Here is a 15,439-nt window from a genome sequence, read left to right as displayed (position 1 = left end):
CATTCCCGCCCTCCCTACGTTGACCGCGGAATGCGGGGCCGCGGTCATGGTGACGGCCTGCCCTCGTCCGACCCATCACCATGGAGGTCGAGTGACAACCTCGGAATTCACAGTCGACGCCGTCTCCGAAATAGCGGACGTCAGATCCCGGTACGTACGCGACCGGGCGGTATTCGTCGAGGGCGCGCGGATGACGGGGATCCTCCGGTTCCTGGGCGCCTCCGACGCGGACCTGGAACGGCTTAAACACGTGAGCGACGGCCTGCGGGACGACCCCACCCTGCCGTTCCGGAAGTCCCGCAACGGCCGGTTCTGCCTCGACCCGGTGGACCGGCGGGCACGCCGGCTGGAGTTCCAGCCGTTCGTCCTCTCCAAGGAGGAGGACTTCGTCCGGCACGACTCGGGCGAACTGCGGGTCTTCGAGGAGGTGCGCGACGACCTCCAGCAGAACACCGCCTTCCAGGCGCTGCTCGCCTTCAAGTTCCTGGTGATCGAGGACGTCCGGATGGCCCACCGGCCGTTCCTCGACTACGCGTCGCCGCAGTGGATCTGCACCCTGTTCAACCTGCGGACCGTCACCGACGCCCGGCTCCGGGGCGAACCGGCGCTGGAGGGCGTGCACAGCGACGGCGTGGACCACACCATGACCACCCTGCTCGGCAGCACCAATATGACCGACGACAGCGCGGCGACGTTCATCCACGACATGCGCGAGGCCAACGCCGCCCGCTGGCACGAGGCCGACCCCGGCCTGCTGCTCGGCGAGGAGCGGCACCGTCACTTCCTCGACACCCTCCTCCTCGTCGATCACGAGCGGAAGCACAGCGTCTCGCCCGTGATCGCCGTCGACCCCGAACGGCCCGCCACCCGCGACATGCTGATCTTCTTCACCCGCAAGCCCGCCGGGCCGGGGCACGTCTCGCACGCGCACGACTCGCTGCGCCCGCACCTCGACCTGCCGATGACCACGGCCCTGCCCTCGCTCGACGACCTGGCCGCGGCCGCGGGCGGGCGCGCCCTGGCGGGGGTGGACCACCGTGCCGGCTGACCACGACGCCACGCCCGAGGCGGAGATCGAGCGCGTCTGGTACGAGGGCTCCTGCCACTGCGGCGGCGTGGCGTTCTCCGCCGCCGCCAGCCGCAACCTCACCATCACCCTGTGCAACTGCGGCATCTGCTACAAGTCCGGACACCAGGAACTGATGGTCCCGGAGGAGCGGTTCGCCCTGCACCGGGGGCAGGAGTTCCTCAAGCCGTACCGGTTCGGCAACCGGATCGCGGACCACACCTTCTGCGCGGTCTGCGGCATCATGCCCTTCTACCGCCCCCGCTCGCACCCCACCGGGTACTTCAGCGTCAACGCGCGCTGCCTGGACCTGGAGGCCGCCGAGCATATCGAGTTCGTGGAGTTCGACGGGCGGAACTGGGAGGCGAGCATGGCCGCCGGACAGCACGTCCTGACCGAATGAGCGTCCGGTACGCGGCCGGGGCCGACGCGGACGCGTTCCGCCGTCTCGGCCGGCTCAAGTGGGAGACGGCCGGACCGGACGGTCTCGGCGTCTGCGCCGCCGAGACCGACTACGGCACCGCCCCGCCGGTCCTCGCCGCACTGCGCGCCGCCGTCGGCCGGGACGTGCTCGGCTACCTCACCCCGTCCCTGGCGGCCGAGGCGGGCGCGGCCTGCGCCGACTGGCAGCGGGAGAGCCACGGCTGGGACGTGTCCGGCGACGACGTCCGGCTGCTGCCCGACGTGGTCCGGGCGCTGCACGTCGCCGTCGAGCACTTCTCCCGCCCCGGCTCCCCGGTGATCGTGCCGGTGCCCGCCTACACGCCGTTCCTGGTCGTCCCGCGCCTGCTGGGCCGCGACGTCCTCCAGGTCCCCATGGGCCGGGCGGCCGGCGGCCCGTACGTCCTCGACCTCGACGCGCTGGACGCCGCCTTCGCCGCCGGAGGGCACCTGCTCCTGCTGTGCAACCCGCACAACCCGACGGGCCGCGTCATGGAGACCGCCGAACTCCGCGCTGTATGCGCACTGGTGACGGCTCATCATGGGTGCGTTTTCTCCGACGAGGTGCACTCCCCGCTGGTGCTCGCCGGGCGGCGGCACACCCCGTACGCCTCCCTGTCGGAGGCCGCCGCGCTGCACACCCTGACGGCCACCTCGGCGTCCAAGGCGTGGAACCTCGCCGGCCTGAAGTGCGCCCAGATGCTGCTCCACAACGACGCCGACCGGGAGCGGTGGGCCCGGCTCGGCCGGCTGGCCACCGACGGGACGGCCACCCTGGGCGCGGTGGCCGCCGTCGCCGCCTACCGGGAGGGGCGCCCGTGGCTGGACGCGGTGCTCGCCCGGCTGGACCGCAACCGGCGGCTGCTCGGCGACCTGCTGGCCGCGCACCTGCCGGAGGCGGGATACGTCCCGCCCGAGGGCACATACCTCGGCTGGGCCGACCTCCGCGGCCTCGGTCTGCCCGAGGCGGACCTCGCGGGGTTCTTCGCGGACCGGGCCGGGGTGACGCTCGTCGACGGGCGCGACTGCGGCACGGCGGGCGAGGGGTTCGTCCGGATCAACTTCGCCACCACGGAGGCGATCCTGACCCGGGTCGTGGAGCGGATGGCCGCGGCCGTCACCGCGTACCGGCGGGGCGGGACCGGCGCGGCGGCGTCACGGACCGACGCTGGCCCGGGCGGCGAGGGTCTCCACGAAGGAGGCGGCCACCGCGTCGAGCGGGCCGTTCGCGTAGGCGGCCAGGGTGCGGCGGATGGGCGGATCGGGGAGGATCACACGGCCGGCGAAGTGCCGGGGGACCATGTTCGCGGGGATGAGGGCGGGGCCCAGCCCGGAGTGCGTGAGCATCGGGGCGGCTGCGCTCAGCTCGGTGAGCATCGCCGTCCGCGGGTGGAAACCGGCCGCGGCGCAGCCCTCGTCGAGGAACCGGGCGAGCCCGTTGCGGGGCGCCAGCCGCACCCAGGCACGGTCGCGCAGGGCGGTGAACGGCATCCGGGCGCCCGAGGCGGCGGCGACCGGGTCGTCGGGCGGCAGGACGATGGCGAACTCCTCGGTGCCCAGCAGGCGTACCGGGTGCGGCCATGAGTCGGGGAGCGGGCCGACGGCCACGTCGGCCGCTCCGGAGGTGACGGCCGCCTGGAGTTCGGCGGCGTTCATGTACTCGGTGAGGACGACCTGTGAGGCCGGGTTCTGCTGGTACCAGACGCGCAGCGCGGGCGGGATGACGCCGATGCTGATCGACTGGAGGGTGGCGACGCGGAGTTCGCCCGGGACGCGCGGGGCGGTGCCGGCGGGCCACGCCTCCGGCGGCCAGGGACTCGGGTCGAGGAGCAGTGCGGGGCCGGCGGAGGGGGCCGAGGAGATGCGGGACGCCGGTGGTGCGGGCGGTCTCTCCAGTGGTTCCTGCCGCAGGACGGCCGCGTGGACGCGCCGCAGCTCGACGCCGATGTCCACGCCGAACTCCTCGGCGAGGCAGGCCCGGGTCCGTTCGTGCACGCGCAGCGCCTCGGCCTGCCGCCCGAGCGCGGACAGCGCGGTCATCAGGTGGCCGACCAGCCGCTCGCGGGTGGGGTGCCGCCGTGCCTCGGGGGCGAGTTCGGCGGCGACGACGGCCTCCTCGCCGAGCCCCAGCCGGGCCTCGGCCAGCCCTTCCACGGCCGTCAGACGTATCTGCTCCAGCCGCCCGCTCTCGTCGGCCAGCGCCCCGATCTCCTCGAACTCCTGGTAGGGGGAGCCCTGCCAGAGGCCGAGTGCCTCCGTGAAGACCTGGCGGGCGCCGGGCAGGTTCCGGCGCTCCAGCAGCCGGTTGCCGGCGGCCACGGTCAGTTCGAAGCGCTGGACGTCCACCTGTTCCGGGGCCAGCCGCAGGACGTAACCGGGTGCGCGGTAGTGCAGCGGGGACGGGCCGGTGCGGCCGGCCGGGGAGTCCAGCGCGCGGCGGAGATGGCAGACGTAGGACTGCAGGGTGGCCACGGCGCGGCGCGGGGGAGCGTAGCCCCACAGGTCGTCGACGAGCACTCCGGTGGGCACGACCCTGCCGAGCCGGACCAGGAGCAGGGCCAGCAGCGCGCGGTGGCGCCGCGGGCCCAGGGCCCGCTCGACGCCGTCGTACTGGGCCGACATCGGCCCGAGGACCCGCAGCCGCAGCGCGGCCGTGCCGTCCCCCGCGGCCCGTTCCCGGAAACCGGCTTCCTCGTCATGGGCCGCGAGCCCTGTCGCCATCTGCACGGACATGGGTCACCGTTCCCGGAGCAGTGCTCGGCCGCATGCCGGTCCTTCGCGACATGCGTCTCTTCGTCGGGTGATCTTGGCATATGGGACGTCCGATGCCCAGAGGTGAGCGGAAGGGAAGCGTCCTCCGGCGGAGGCGGGCGGCCGCGCACGGGACTTCGGGGGTGGCACCTCCCGCGGGAAGGGAACCGGGCGAACGGGCAGGCGACTTGAACCGGGCGACGGAAAGCGTCCGGCCCGCACGCTCATCGGCGGTGCGCCCGCCGCTGATTCCATGTGCCTTCGCTCAAGTACGCGAGCGATTCGAAGGGCTGCGCGGCGAAGTCGTTCTCGCGGTGGTCGCGAACGTGCCTTTCCGGCGGTTTTCGGCTCTATGCCGACGGAGGTGACGGACGGGTCCTTTCCGGCCCTTCCCCTCCCTCCTATTCCCCGCGGAGGCCCGTCAGTGTGCCGGTGAGGCACGAACGTTCCGCCATCCGCGTGGTGAATCCGTTCGCGCCGTACGTGACGCGAGACTTCGCCGGACACTTTTTCCGATGCTTCGTATCAGCGTAACGACGGGCTCCTCAATCGCCCGGAGGTCGCTGGAAATCCGGCGTAGGGGTTCCCGAGGGAGCACGGACCGGTGACCCGGACCATCGGGCCGTCCGCCCAGGAGGTTCTGCCATGTCCCTGCTATCCCCCGCATTGAACAGCGCGGCCGTGCTGGCCGCCGCCACGGGACTCACGGGCGCCGTCACCTTGCTGGCGGTCGTCGTCGCGTCGGTCGCCGCCCGCAGCCCCCAGCGCCGCCGGGACGCCCGGGCCACCCTCCGCATCCTCGTCCGGCGGCGCCCGCCGCGCTGAAGCGGTGAGCGGACGGTGACGCAGCGTCACGACATGGATGCCTCAAATGCCGGATCGCGGTGATGGTTTGCTTCTCAGGCTTCCCGCGCGCCCGCCCCGGCCAGCGCCCGGAACGTCCGGCGGTAGGCCGCCGGGGACACCCCCGCCTCGGCGGACAGGTGCCGGCGGAGGGAGGCGCCGGTGCCGAGACCGGACGCGGCGGCGATCCGGTCCACCGGCAGATCGGTGGTCTCCAGCAGCCGGCGCGCGTGCCGGACGCGCTGCTGGGTGAGCCACTGCCCGGGCGGCATGCCCACCTCCTCGCGGAACCGGCGGCAGAACGTGCGGGTGCTCATGCCCGCCTGCCGGGCCAGCTCCGCGAGGGACAGCGGCAGGTGCAGCCGTGCGGCGGCCCAGGCGCGGACCGCGGCGGTCGAGGCCGCGGCCGGTTCCGGTACCGGGCGTTCGATGTACTGGGCCTGGCCGCCCTCGCGCCAGGGCGGCACCACGCACAGCCGGGCGACCCGGTTGGCCGTCTCGCTCCCGTGGTCCTTGCGGACGAGGTGCAGGCACAGGTCGACGCCGGCCGCCACGCCGGCGGCGGTGAGCACCCGGCCATCGTCCACGAACAGGACGTTCGCGTCGACCCGGACGCGGGGGAACGCCCGCTGGAAGCGGTCGGCCTCGGTCCAGTGCGTGGTCGCGGGCCGGCCGTCGAGCAGGCCGGCCGCGGCCAGGACGTACGACGCGGTACAGAAAGACACGACGCGGGTGTCCGGCCGCAGCAGGGCGAACGCCTCGGCCAGCTCCCGGGGGAACCAGTCGACGTCCCCCTCGGGGCCGCAGGCGAAGGGCGGGAGCACCACGGTGTCCGCCGACCGCAGGGCCTCGCGGCCGTGCTCCACGGCGACGGAGAAGTCGGCGCTCGTGCGTACCGGACGGGCGTCCAGGCCGCAGGTGACGACCTCGTACAGCGGCTCGCCGTCCGGGCCCGTCGCCGTGCCGAAGATCCTTGCGGGGATGGTCATTTCGAAGGGGTAGACCCCGTCCAGGGCCAGGACGACGACGCGATGCATGGCAAGATCTTTTCACAACCTGGCATTCCTGCCACTCGTCGTGATCGTTCCGGCGCGGAAATCTGGGCAGTGCGAGGCCGGCCCGACCGGGAGCCGCCCGCCCCACCCCAGGAGAAGTGAGATGCGCGCGATCCGCCAGGACACGTTCGGCGGCCCGGAGGTGCTCAAGGTCGTCGAGACCGAGCGGCCCGTGCCCGGCCCCGCCGAGGTGCTGGTCCGGACGCACGCCACCAGCGTCAACCCCACGGACGTCTGGCACCGCGCCACCGGCGGCCTCCGGGACGACGGCGTGCCCGTCCCGCTCGGCTGGGACGTCTCCGGCGTCGTCGAGGCCGTCGGCATCGGCGTCACCGTGCACAAGCCCGGCGACGAGGTGTTCGGCATGCCCCGCCACCCGCTCCCGGCCGGCACCTACGCCGAGTACGTCACCGCGCCCGCCCGGCAGCTCGTCCGCAAGCCGGCCGCGCTGTCCCACGAGGAGGCCGCGGCCCTGCCGCTCGCCGCGGTGACCGCCTGGCAGGCGCTGGTCGACGTCGCCCGGGTGCGCCCCGGGCAGCGGGTGCTGATCCACGCGGCGGCCGGCGGCGTCGGTCATCTCGCCGTACAGATCGCCAAGGCGCGCGGCGCGTACGTCGTCGGCACCGCGCGCTCGGCCAAGCACGCGCTCCTCCGCGAGCTCGGCGCCGACGAGCTCATCGACTACACCCAGGCCGACTTCGCCGCCGAGGCCCGCGACATGGACGTGGTCATCGACGCCATCGGCGGGGAGTACGGCCCCCGTTCACTGCGCACCCTGCGCCCCGGCGGCATCGTCGTCTCCCTCGCCTCACCCGAGGAGGCCGCCCTCGCGCGACGGGCCGAACCGCTCGGCCTCCGCGCCGCCTTCATGGCCGTCGAGGCCGACGGCGCGGGCATACGCGAGGTCGCGGCCCTGGCGTCCGACGGACGGCTGCGGCCCGTCCTCGACACGGTGCTGCCCCTGGAGCGGGCCGCCGAGGCGCACGCGCTGGCCGAGACGGGACGGACCACCGGGAAGATCGTGCTCACGGTGGGCGGGTGAGGCCCGGGTGGCGCTCGTGGGCAGGGCGGGCCGGTTGACGTGGTGGTGGAGCTGTCGCCACGCGTGGCGATGCCGGTCGCGGACCGGGCCCCCGGGTTCGGCGTGCGGGGAGTTCGCCGCCCGCGGCCGTACGGCCGGTCAGGCGGCGCCGCCGAAGAGCTGCGTCCAGTAGGTGCCCGCCGGGCCGCCGCCCGCGAAGCCGGCGCCCAGGTGGGTGAAGGACGGGGTGAGGATGTTGGCGCGGTGGCCGGGACTGTTCATCCAGCCCTCGACCACCTCGGCGGGGGAGCGCTGGCCGCACGCGATGTTCTCGCCTATGGAACGGTGGACGCAGCCCGCCGCGACGGCGCGGTCCCAGGGGCGGCCGCCGTCCGGGGAGACGTGGGCGTGGTAGCCGCGCGCCGCCATGTCCGCGCTGTGCGCCTGGGCCGCGGCCGTGAGCCGCGGGTCGGCGGAGAGGGGTCGCAGGCCGGCGGCGGTCCGGTGGGAGTTGGTGAGGGCGAGGACGCCGGCGGCCGTGCGCGCCAGGCCGTCGGGCGTGAACGGCCGCGCCCACAACGCCGTCCAGAACGTGTCGCCCGAGCGTCCGTCCACGGCGCGGGCCAGCCCGACCGCCGTGAGGGCGGGGTCCCGCACCGGACCCGACGAACGGGCGTCCCCCAGGCAGAACTCCAGGAACCCGGCGGGCGACCGCGGCCCCGACACCAGCTGCTCCGCCAGCCCGAGGTACGCGTAACCGCACGCCGTGACCTGCTGGAACACCGATATGCCGGACGGGCCCTCGGTTCCCAGCCGGCCCTGCCGTGCCATGCCGTCGGCATGCCGGCGCGCGGCCTCGGCGAGCCGCGCGTCCGCGGCCACCGGCGGCACACCGGCCCGGACGCGCTCGACGTTGACGAGCGCGGCGAACGCGCGCGCGTCGTCGGGCGCGGGGCCTGCGGCGGCCGTGGGGGCGGGGAGGCGGGAGTGGGGGTGCTGGGGGCGGGGACGGCCGTTGTCGCGGGGGAGCCGGGTGGGGAGGCGGTCGTCGCGGTGGGGGAGCCGGGCTCGTCCGCCACCTCGACGCCGAAGTCCCGTGCCACGCCGGCCAGGCCGTCCGCGTACCCCTGGCCCAGGGCACGCAGCTTCCAGCCGGGACCCCGGCGGTAGACCTCGGCGAGGAGCAGCACCGTCTCGTCCGTCGGCCGCGGCGGCGCGAACCGGGCGAGGGCCCGGCCGCCCGGCCCGGTGACCCGCAGGCCCGGGACGGGCAGCGCGGCCGGCCGGGCCGCGGGGTCCTCGGGGCTGACGACGACCGTCAGCCGGTTCGCCCCGGGGCGGAGGGCCGACCGGTCCACCACGACCCGGCCGGAACCGAGCCGGACGCCGGGCGCCGACGGCTGGTTGTAGAAGACGAAGTCGGCGTCGCCGGCCACCTTCCCGTCCGCGCCGGTGATCAGCACCGACACGTCGTAGGGGCCCGTCACCTCCACGGTCAGGGCGCCGTCGGGCAACTCCAGGGTGGCTCCGGGAACCAGCGTGCTCATCGGCCATCACGTCCTCGCCGTACGGGGAACGGGACGCCGCCCGCACCGGACCCGTACCGGCCCCTACGTCCCGCTTCTGAGAACGCCGGGTGGGGGCGGGGCGGTTCCCGGGGCCGTACGGCGACGAGCGGCCGGTGCGGGGGCTTCCGGTACCGCCCGGCGCGCGGGGGCATCGCACCCGGCGCGCCGCCCGGCGCCCGTCGCTCCGCCTCCGCAGGATTGTTACGCTGCGAGGATGTCCTCCCTGCCGACGCCCGACGACATCCGCGCCCTCCACGAGAAGTACGCGCCCACCCCCGAGGCGTTCGAGCTCGTGTACACCCACTGCCGCGTCGTCGCGGAACTCGCCGAGCGGCTGCGGGCCGAGGCGGTGCCGGAGGCGGACGCGGAGCTGGTGCGGGCGGGGGCGCTGCTGCATGACATCGGTGCCTACGAGCTGTTCGACGCGGACGGCCGGCTGCGGCTCGGCGAGTACATCCGGCACGGGGTGATCGGGCACGAGATCCTGCGCCGGGAGGGGTTCCCGGAGCGGCTGTGCCGGTTCTGCTCGTGCCACATCGGCGTGGGCATCACCCGGGACGACATCCGGCGGCAGGAACAGCCGCTGCCGGAGGCGGACTACGTCGCGTCGACGGTCGAGGAACAACTGGTGATGTACGCCGACAAGTTCCACACCAAGAGCGATCCTCCGGCGTTCCTCTCCGCCGAGACCTACGCCGCCGGCCTGGCCCGGATGTTCGGGCCGGGCAAGGCCGCCGCGTTCGGGGCGCTGCGGGAGCGGTTCGGCGAGCCCGAACTCGACGGGCCCGCCGCCCGGTACGGGCACGTACGCCGCTGACGGCCCGCGTCCGGCGGGCCGCCGGGGGCGGCGCGGTCAGCAGGCGGGGTCCGGGACGTTCTCCAGGTAGACCGTGGTGCCGGTGCGCCGCGCCCGGTTGACGGCCGCGAGCCGCCGCCACGAGCGGCTGTCCATGGTCCGGGCCCAGTCGTCCATCGGCCGCACCTCCCAGGCGTCGTGCTCGCCGGGGTCCAGGACGATGCGGGACAGGGCGTCCCGGCCGAGCCGGCCGCCATCGAAGACGAACCCCGTCTTCGCCACCGGCCACGGCCCCGGCGGGGCGAAGTCCACGGCGAGCAGCCGCGGGCGGCCGGTGAAGACGATGCCCGTCTCCTCCCGGCACTCCCGCACGGCCGTGCCGAACGGGGTCTCGCCGGGGTCCATGTCCCCGCCCGGGAACTGCCACAGCCCCTGTGTCACCGACGACCGCAGCTGCAGCGGGCGGTCCTCGGTGTCGGTGAAGAACAGCGCCCCGTACACGGCCGCCTTGGGCAGGCCGGCGACGTACTCGGCGAGCGGCAGTCGCGGTTTCCCCACCTGAGCTCCTTCGCTTTCGACTCTCGGCTCTCGGCTCTCGGCTCTCGGCTCTCGGCTGTCGACCGGAGGTCCGGCACGTCCGGAAGGCCGGGAGGCCGGTGGACCGGAAGTGTGGGCTCCAGGATGGGGCAACGCGACTGTCGGCACGGCGAGTTGGGGAAAACGGCCGATTACGCCCGGCGCGCGGGGGCCGTCAACGCGCCCCCGCGTGGGCGCCCGCGTCCCGGACCGTGCGCGGCGGCGGCCGCCAGGGTCTGTTGCGAAAGTGAATCTTGTTTGTCGATTATCAAGTCTCTTGGCACGCTGGGGTCTGACAAGCACCACCGGGCCGTCGCCACTCGGTACGTCAAGCTCGCCGTCCGCTATGAAGCGACCGTGCTGGTCGCGGTCCTCGACGAGTGGCTGTGAGCAGCCCCGCCAGGGTGGTCGGCGGCGGTGATGAGCTGGTCGAGTCGGCGCAGTGTGTGGGTCATTTCCTCGACTCTGGCCGCGAGGCGGTCCCGTTCGGCGTGCAGCGTTCGACGCTGGGCGGCGGTGACGTGCCCGTTGTTCACGCAGGGCAGCAATGTCGCGATGGAACGGCTGCTGAGGCCGGCCGCGTAGAACTGCTGGAACAGGCGCACCACCTCGACGGTGCCCTCGGTGTAGCGGCGCTGTCCCGACGGTGTGCGCTCCGGGCTGAGCAGACCTTGTTCCTCGTAGTAGCGCAACGCGCGCACGCTCACGCCGGCCCGCTGCGCGAGTTCTCCGATCTTCATCGCCCCGTCCTTCCCACACTTGACTCTCACGTCAGCGTGAGGTTTTAGCGTAGCGGGCATGGACATGCGAAACGAGATCGCACTGGTCACAGGCGCGAACCGTGGTATCGGGCACAGCTTCGTCACCGAGTTGCGGCGCAGAGGCGTCAAAAAGATCTATGCGGCCGCTCGCCGGCCGGAGGCCGTCCCCCGGATGCCCGGTGTCGTCCCGTTGATGCTGGACGTCACCGACGACGCGTCGGTGACTCGGGCCGCGGCCTTGGCCGACGACACGACACTGCTCGTCAACAACGCCGGGGTATCGACCTTCGCTCGGCTCACCGATGGCGCGGAGGAGGACATCCGGCTGGAGATGGAGACCAACTTCTTCGGCACCCTGCGCATGGTGCGTGCCTTCGCGCCGGTCCTGAGCGCCAATGGCGGCGGTGCCGTGCTGAACGTGCTGTCGGTCATGGCGTGGATGGCGTACGAGCACTCCAACAGCTATGGGGCGTCCAAGGCCGCGGCCTGGGCGCTGACCAACGGCATCCGGTACGAACTGGCCGCTCAGGGGACCCAGGTCACGGCGCTGGCCATGGCCAGTGTCGACACCGACATGATGGCCGGCGTCGAGGACGAGAAGTCGGACCCCGATGTGATCTCCAGGGCGGCGCTGGACGGTCTTGAGGCCGGTTCCCTCGAAGTGCTGGCGGACGGGCGGACGGCCCAGTGGAAGTCCCGGCTCGGCGAGGACCCGGCCCTTCTGTATCCGCAGCTGTCCGCGCACGACGCCGCCAAGCCGTAAGCCGATGCCGCCCGGGACGGAGGTGGGTGCCCTCACCCACGTCCCGGGCTCGGCACCACTCCCCAACCGCACTGTCGCAACAGGTCCTAGAGCATCGCGCCCGGGCGTGCCCGGGCGGCGGCCGACGCGCCCCGGAGGATGGAGCCGAAGAGGTCCTGCAGCTCCGGGCACGGGTCGACGCCGTACTCGTCCGCCAGCAGGCGCCGCGTCTGGTGGTAGACCTTGAGGGCCTCCGCCTGGCGGCCCGCCCGGTAGAGGGCCTGCATGTGCAGCCAGCTCAGGCGCTCCCGGGTCGGGAACTTCATGCTGAGCGTCGCCAGGTCGGCGGCGATCACGGAGTAGTCCTGTTCCTGGGCGAGTTCGGCCTCCCAGCGGCTCTCCAGGGCGAGCAGCCGCAGCTCCTCCAGGCGGGCCGCGGCCTGGGTGCCCAGCGCGTCGTCGCACATCTCCGGGTAGGGCGTGCCGCGCCACAGGGCCAGGCAGGACTCCAGGGTGCGGGCGGCGGCCTGGTGCCGGCCCTCCTGGAGCAGCCGGCGGCCGTCGCGCAGCAGCTGTTCGAAACGGCAGACATCGATGCGTTCGGGTTCCACGGCGAGGACGTATCCGGAAGCCTCCCGGCGCAGAATCCGGTTACGGCACCGTGGTGGACTGCTTGGTTCCAATTTCCTCCGCAGATTGGACACATAGCTGTGCAGAGTCGTCATCACGGCACTGGGCGGGTTGCGCGGCCATACGGCCTCGGTGAGCCGTTCGGTGGTAACCGCTTCACCCGGTGTCAACAAAAGGGCGGCCAGTACGGCGCGTTGGCGGGCCGGCCCCAGGTCCACCGGCAGCCCTTCGGCCCGGACCTCCAGCGGACCCAGAACGCTGATCTGTAACCCGGCAGTTATGGACATCGACGCTTTCCTCCTGTGACGACTCCTGACGGCGGCCGGCACCCGGGAATGGTCGCCCCCGCCGGCTCCGATACCGTTTCCGCGCATGACGATCGGAGGCGCACGTTCGTTCGCACCTCCGCCGCCAAGTGTGCCCCTTTTTGCCTGACGTGGGCAGCCGGGCTTTCGTTCCCGGACGGCAGATGATCCAACAGGACCCCTCCGTGCGCACCAGTGTCTTCCGGGCATGATCGACGAGACGGGTCCCATTGACACGGAACGACCTCGGATAAACGTGACGAACAACACGTGCGAGGCGCAAGACCGCTGGTGCGGCGCACGGGAACCGGCAGCGGTGCCGGACCCCGGTCCTCCGGTCGGTCCCCTTCCGGAAAGCCGTCCCGCGTCTTCCGGCCGGCGGTCGGCGCGACGCTTCCGTCGGCCCCTGTTCGGAAAAGGTTCACGCCGCCGACGACACGCGGTGTATTTCATCGCCGTAATTCCGTCAACCCCATTGTTGCTTTCTTGTTTCCTGAGTCACCGGTTCGCCGTCCAAGAGCGATCCAAGACGGCTTCAAGACGCCCCCAAGACGGCCGCGCTAGGGTGCCCGGAGTCGTCCGGAGAAGTCCGGAAAGAAAGCGGTGAAGGGCCGCGGCCTATTCACGTCCGAGAGCGCAGCCGGGTAACGGGGAGCAGACCGATGAGCAATTCCGAACGCCTAGCGCCGGAACCGCCCTTCGCCCCGGACGAGGCGGTGGCCGTCGTCGGAATGGCCGGCCGCACGCCGTGGGCCCTTGACCCGGCGGACATACGGCGGACGCTTGCCGACGGGCCGGGTGGCCGAATGGACGGGGAGGCGGCTCCGCACGCCGTTTCCTGGTGCGACCCCGCGTTGTTCGACGCGGAATTCTTCGGGCTTTCCGAGCAAGAGGCGGGCCGGCTCGGCGCGGAATGGCGGCTGCTGACGGAACTCGGCTGGGCCGCGCTGGAGAACGCCGGGATCGTGCCGGGCGCGCATGGTGGACCGGCCGCCCTTTTCCTGGATTCCCCCGACGGCGGACCCGGTGCCGTCCCGTCCGGCGAGGTGACGGACGTCGTCGCGTCCGCTCTCCGCCTGACCGGCCCCGGCGCCGTGTCGGCGCCGGCCGAGGAGCCCGGCACCGCCGTCGCCCGGGCGGTGCGCGCACTGAACGCCGGCCGGCACGCCCTCGCCGTGGCCGGCGCCGCGCACGTCGGCTCGTCCGCCGAGTCCGGCGCCTTCGCCGTCGTCCTCAAGCCGTGGGCGCACGCGGCGCGGGACGGGGACCGGATCCACCGCGTGGTGCGGCTCGCCGCCGGAGGCGGGATCGCGGAGGGGCTTCCGTCGGCCGGGCCCGGCGCGGAGGAGGAGAAGGCGGGGGGCGCCCGCGTCGCCGACTTCCTCGCCGCGCTGACCGGCGTGACCGATGCGAACGTGACCGGCACGGATGGTGTGACCGGCGGCGACCGGGACGGCGTGACCGTGGCCGACGTCCGGCTGGAGGCGCCGGGCACCGCGGGGCCGGCGACGGCCGAGGCGGGCCGCTCGGAAGCCGCGGACGGCGCCACGGCCGTCACGGGCCCGCCCGCCCCCACCCTCACCCCCTGGCCGGTCTCCGCGCACGGCGAAGGCGTGCTACGGGCCCAGGCCGGGAGGCTGTCGCGGCACGTCGAGGAGCACCCCGAGGCCGGGCTCGGCGACATCGGTCTGTCGCTGGCCGCCACCCGCCCGCTGTTCCCGCACCGCGCCGTCCTGCTCGTCGCCGACCGTGCCGACGCCGTGCGGGCCCTGGCCGCGCTGGCGGCGGGCGACAGCGACCCCCGGATCGTCCGGGGGGTGGCGCGGCCCGGCGGGACGGACGACGGGCGGGCCGTGTTCGTCTTCCCCGGGCAGGGCACCCAGTGGTCCGGCATGGCACGTGAACTCCTCGACGGTTCACCGGTGTTCCGCGACCGGCTGCACGCCTGCGCCGCCGTCCTCGACCCGCTGACCGGCTGGTCCCTCCTGGACGTCCTGCGCGGCGCGGACGGCGGCCCCGACGCCGGGCGGGCGGACGTCGTCCAGCCGGTGCTGTTCGCCGTCATGGTCTCCCTCGCCGCCCTCTGGCGCGCCCACGGCGTGGAGCCCGCCGCCGTCGTCGGCGCCAGCCTGGGCGAGATCGCCGCCGCGCACGTCGCCGGGGCGCTGAGCCTGGAGGACGCGGCCCGCGTCGTCGTGCCCTGGAGCGCGGCGCAGGCCCGCCTGGCCGGACGCGGGGACATGGCCTCCGTCCTCCTGGCCCCGGACGAACTGGCGCCCCGGCTGGCCCGGTTCGGCGACCGGCTGGTGTCCGCCGGCGCCAACGGCCCGCGCGCCACCCTGGTCTCCGGGGAGCGCCAGGCCGTCGCCGAGCTGCTCGACGAGCTCACGGCGGCCGGCGTCCGCGCCCGCAAGCTGAGCAACGGACTCGCCGCCCACTCACCCCTGCTGCGGTCGCAGCACGAGCGGTTGCTCGCCGACCTGCGGGACATCACCCCGGGCCCGTCCCGCATCCCCTTCTACTCCTCCCTCACCGGCGACCGCCTCGACACCCGTGAGCTGGACGGCGCCTACTGGTGCCGCAACATCACCGAGCCGATCCGCTTCGACGCGGCGGCCCGCGCGCTCGTCCGGGACGGCCGCCGGGCGTTCGCCGAGGTCTCCCCGCACCCCGTCCTCACCGTCGGTCTCCAGGACACGCTCGACGACGCCGGAGCGGGCGCCGACGCCGTCGTCGTGGAGACGCTGCGCCGGGACCACGGCGGGCCCGGCCGCTTCCTCGCCGCCCTCGCCGAACTCCACGCGCACGGCGTGGACGCGGACTGGTCGGCGCTGCCCGCCCTCGCCGGAGCGCGGCGCGTGGAACTCCCCTCGTACCCCTTCCG

The 15,439-nt window shown here is 73.8% G+C and carries 11 protein-coding genes and 3 pseudogenes; 8 read left to right on the top strand and 6 right to left on the bottom strand.

Going from position 1 to position 15,439, the window contains the following annotated elements; translation table 11 throughout:
• Window positions 1-91 precede the first annotated feature (91 nt).
• The 3 genes and pseudogenes from ACQEVS_RS03180 to ACQEVS_RS03170 form a co-directional block, all read left to right on the top strand.
• Window positions 92-1,048: a 2OG-Fe dioxygenase family protein gene (locus ACQEVS_RS03180; protein WP_433014868.1), complete on the top strand. Its 957-nt coding sequence runs from the start codon at window positions 92-94 to the stop codon at window positions 1,046-1,048.
• Complete coding sequence (locus ACQEVS_RS03175) at window positions 1,038-1,469, top strand: GFA family protein (RefSeq protein ID WP_433014865.1); 432 nt, start codon at window positions 1,038-1,040, stop codon at window positions 1,467-1,469. Before ACQEVS_RS03180 ends, ACQEVS_RS03175 begins: the two co-directional genes overlap by 11 nt.
• Window positions 1,466-2,599 (top strand): annotated as a pseudogene (locus tag ACQEVS_RS03170) (MalY/PatB family protein); the annotation flags it as partial. The gene ACQEVS_RS03175 and the pseudogene ACQEVS_RS03170, both read left to right, overlap by 4 nt.
• Before the next feature lie 63 nt (window positions 2,600-2,662).
• Here the strand turns inward: ACQEVS_RS03170 and ACQEVS_RS03165 are convergent.
• Window positions 2,663-4,240, bottom strand: a complete 1,578-nt coding sequence (locus ACQEVS_RS03165) for a BTAD domain-containing putative transcriptional regulator (protein ID WP_433014862.1) — start codon at window positions 4,238-4,240, stop codon at window positions 2,663-2,665.
• A gap of 663 nt (window positions 4,241-4,903) precedes the next feature.
• Here ACQEVS_RS03165 and ACQEVS_RS03160 point away from each other — a divergent pair.
• Window positions 4,904-5,083: a hypothetical protein gene (locus ACQEVS_RS03160; protein ID WP_433014859.1), complete on the top strand. Its 180-nt coding sequence runs from the start codon at window positions 4,904-4,906 to the stop codon at window positions 5,081-5,083.
• 74 nt (window positions 5,084-5,157) lie between these two features.
• Here ACQEVS_RS03160 and ACQEVS_RS03155 read toward each other — a convergent pair whose 3' ends face one another.
• Window positions 5,158-6,138, bottom strand: coding sequence for a GlxA family transcriptional regulator (locus ACQEVS_RS03155; protein ID WP_433014856.1), 981 nt, complete (start codon window positions 6,136-6,138; stop codon window positions 5,158-5,160).
• A gap of 121 nt (window positions 6,139-6,259) precedes the next feature.
• On the opposite strand from ACQEVS_RS03155, the gene ACQEVS_RS03150 reads away from it, so the two are divergent.
• Window positions 6,260-7,198, top strand: coding sequence for an NADP-dependent oxidoreductase (locus ACQEVS_RS03150; RefSeq protein ID WP_433014853.1), 939 nt, complete (start codon window positions 6,260-6,262; stop codon window positions 7,196-7,198).
• Window positions 7,199-7,336: 138 nt separating this feature from the next.
• Here the strand turns inward: ACQEVS_RS03150 and ACQEVS_RS03145 are convergent.
• Window positions 7,337-8,724 (bottom strand): annotated as a pseudogene (locus tag ACQEVS_RS03145) (CAP domain-containing protein).
• Between the two features lie 235 nt (window positions 8,725-8,959).
• Here ACQEVS_RS03145 and ACQEVS_RS03140 point away from each other — a divergent pair.
• Window positions 8,960-9,562 carry an HD domain-containing protein gene (locus ACQEVS_RS03140; RefSeq protein WP_433014850.1) on the top strand — a complete coding sequence of 201 codons (603 nt, stop codon included), beginning with the start codon at window positions 8,960-8,962 and terminating at the stop codon, window positions 9,560-9,562.
• A gap of 36 nt (window positions 9,563-9,598) precedes the next feature.
• Here the strand turns inward: ACQEVS_RS03140 and ACQEVS_RS03135 are convergent, their stop codons facing one another.
• Both ACQEVS_RS03135 and ACQEVS_RS03130 read right to left on the bottom strand, forming a co-directional pair.
• The gene (locus tag ACQEVS_RS03135; RefSeq protein WP_433014847.1) at window positions 9,599-10,099 is read right to left on the bottom strand and encodes an NUDIX domain-containing protein; all 501 of its coding nucleotides are present in this window, start codon (window positions 10,097-10,099) and stop codon (window positions 9,599-9,601) included.
• Between the two features lie 362 nt (window positions 10,100-10,461).
• Window positions 10,462-10,857 carry a MerR family DNA-binding transcriptional regulator gene (locus tag ACQEVS_RS03130; protein WP_433014844.1) on the bottom strand — a complete coding sequence of 132 codons (396 nt, stop codon included), beginning with the start codon at window positions 10,855-10,857 and terminating at the stop codon, window positions 10,462-10,464.
• A gap of 58 nt (window positions 10,858-10,915) precedes the next feature.
• Between ACQEVS_RS03130 and ACQEVS_RS03125 the strand changes: the two genes are divergently transcribed.
• Window positions 10,916-11,641: an SDR family oxidoreductase gene (locus tag ACQEVS_RS03125; protein ID WP_433014841.1), complete on the top strand. Its 726-nt coding sequence runs from the start codon at window positions 10,916-10,918 to the stop codon at window positions 11,639-11,641.
• 86 nt (window positions 11,642-11,727) lie between these two features.
• Here the strand turns inward: ACQEVS_RS03125 and ACQEVS_RS03120 are convergent, their stop codons facing one another.
• Complete coding sequence (locus tag ACQEVS_RS03120; protein WP_433014838.1) at window positions 11,728-12,537, bottom strand: AfsR/SARP family transcriptional regulator; 810 nt, start codon at window positions 12,535-12,537, stop codon at window positions 11,728-11,730.
• Between the two features lie 680 nt (window positions 12,538-13,217).
• Between ACQEVS_RS03120 and ACQEVS_RS03115 the strand changes: the two are divergent.
• Window positions 13,218-15,311 (top strand): annotated as a pseudogene (locus ACQEVS_RS03115) (acyltransferase domain-containing protein); the annotation flags it as partial.
• Window positions 15,312-15,439: the final 128 nt, after the last annotated feature.

The organism is Streptomyces sp. CA-181903, from assembly GCF_050937075.1.
In the GTDB taxonomy this organism is placed as follows: domain Bacteria; phylum Actinomycetota; class Actinomycetes; order Streptomycetales; family Streptomycetaceae; genus Streptomyces.
The sequence above is the reverse complement of the archived record's forward strand: the minus strand, read 5'-3'. Positions and strand labels throughout refer to the sequence as shown.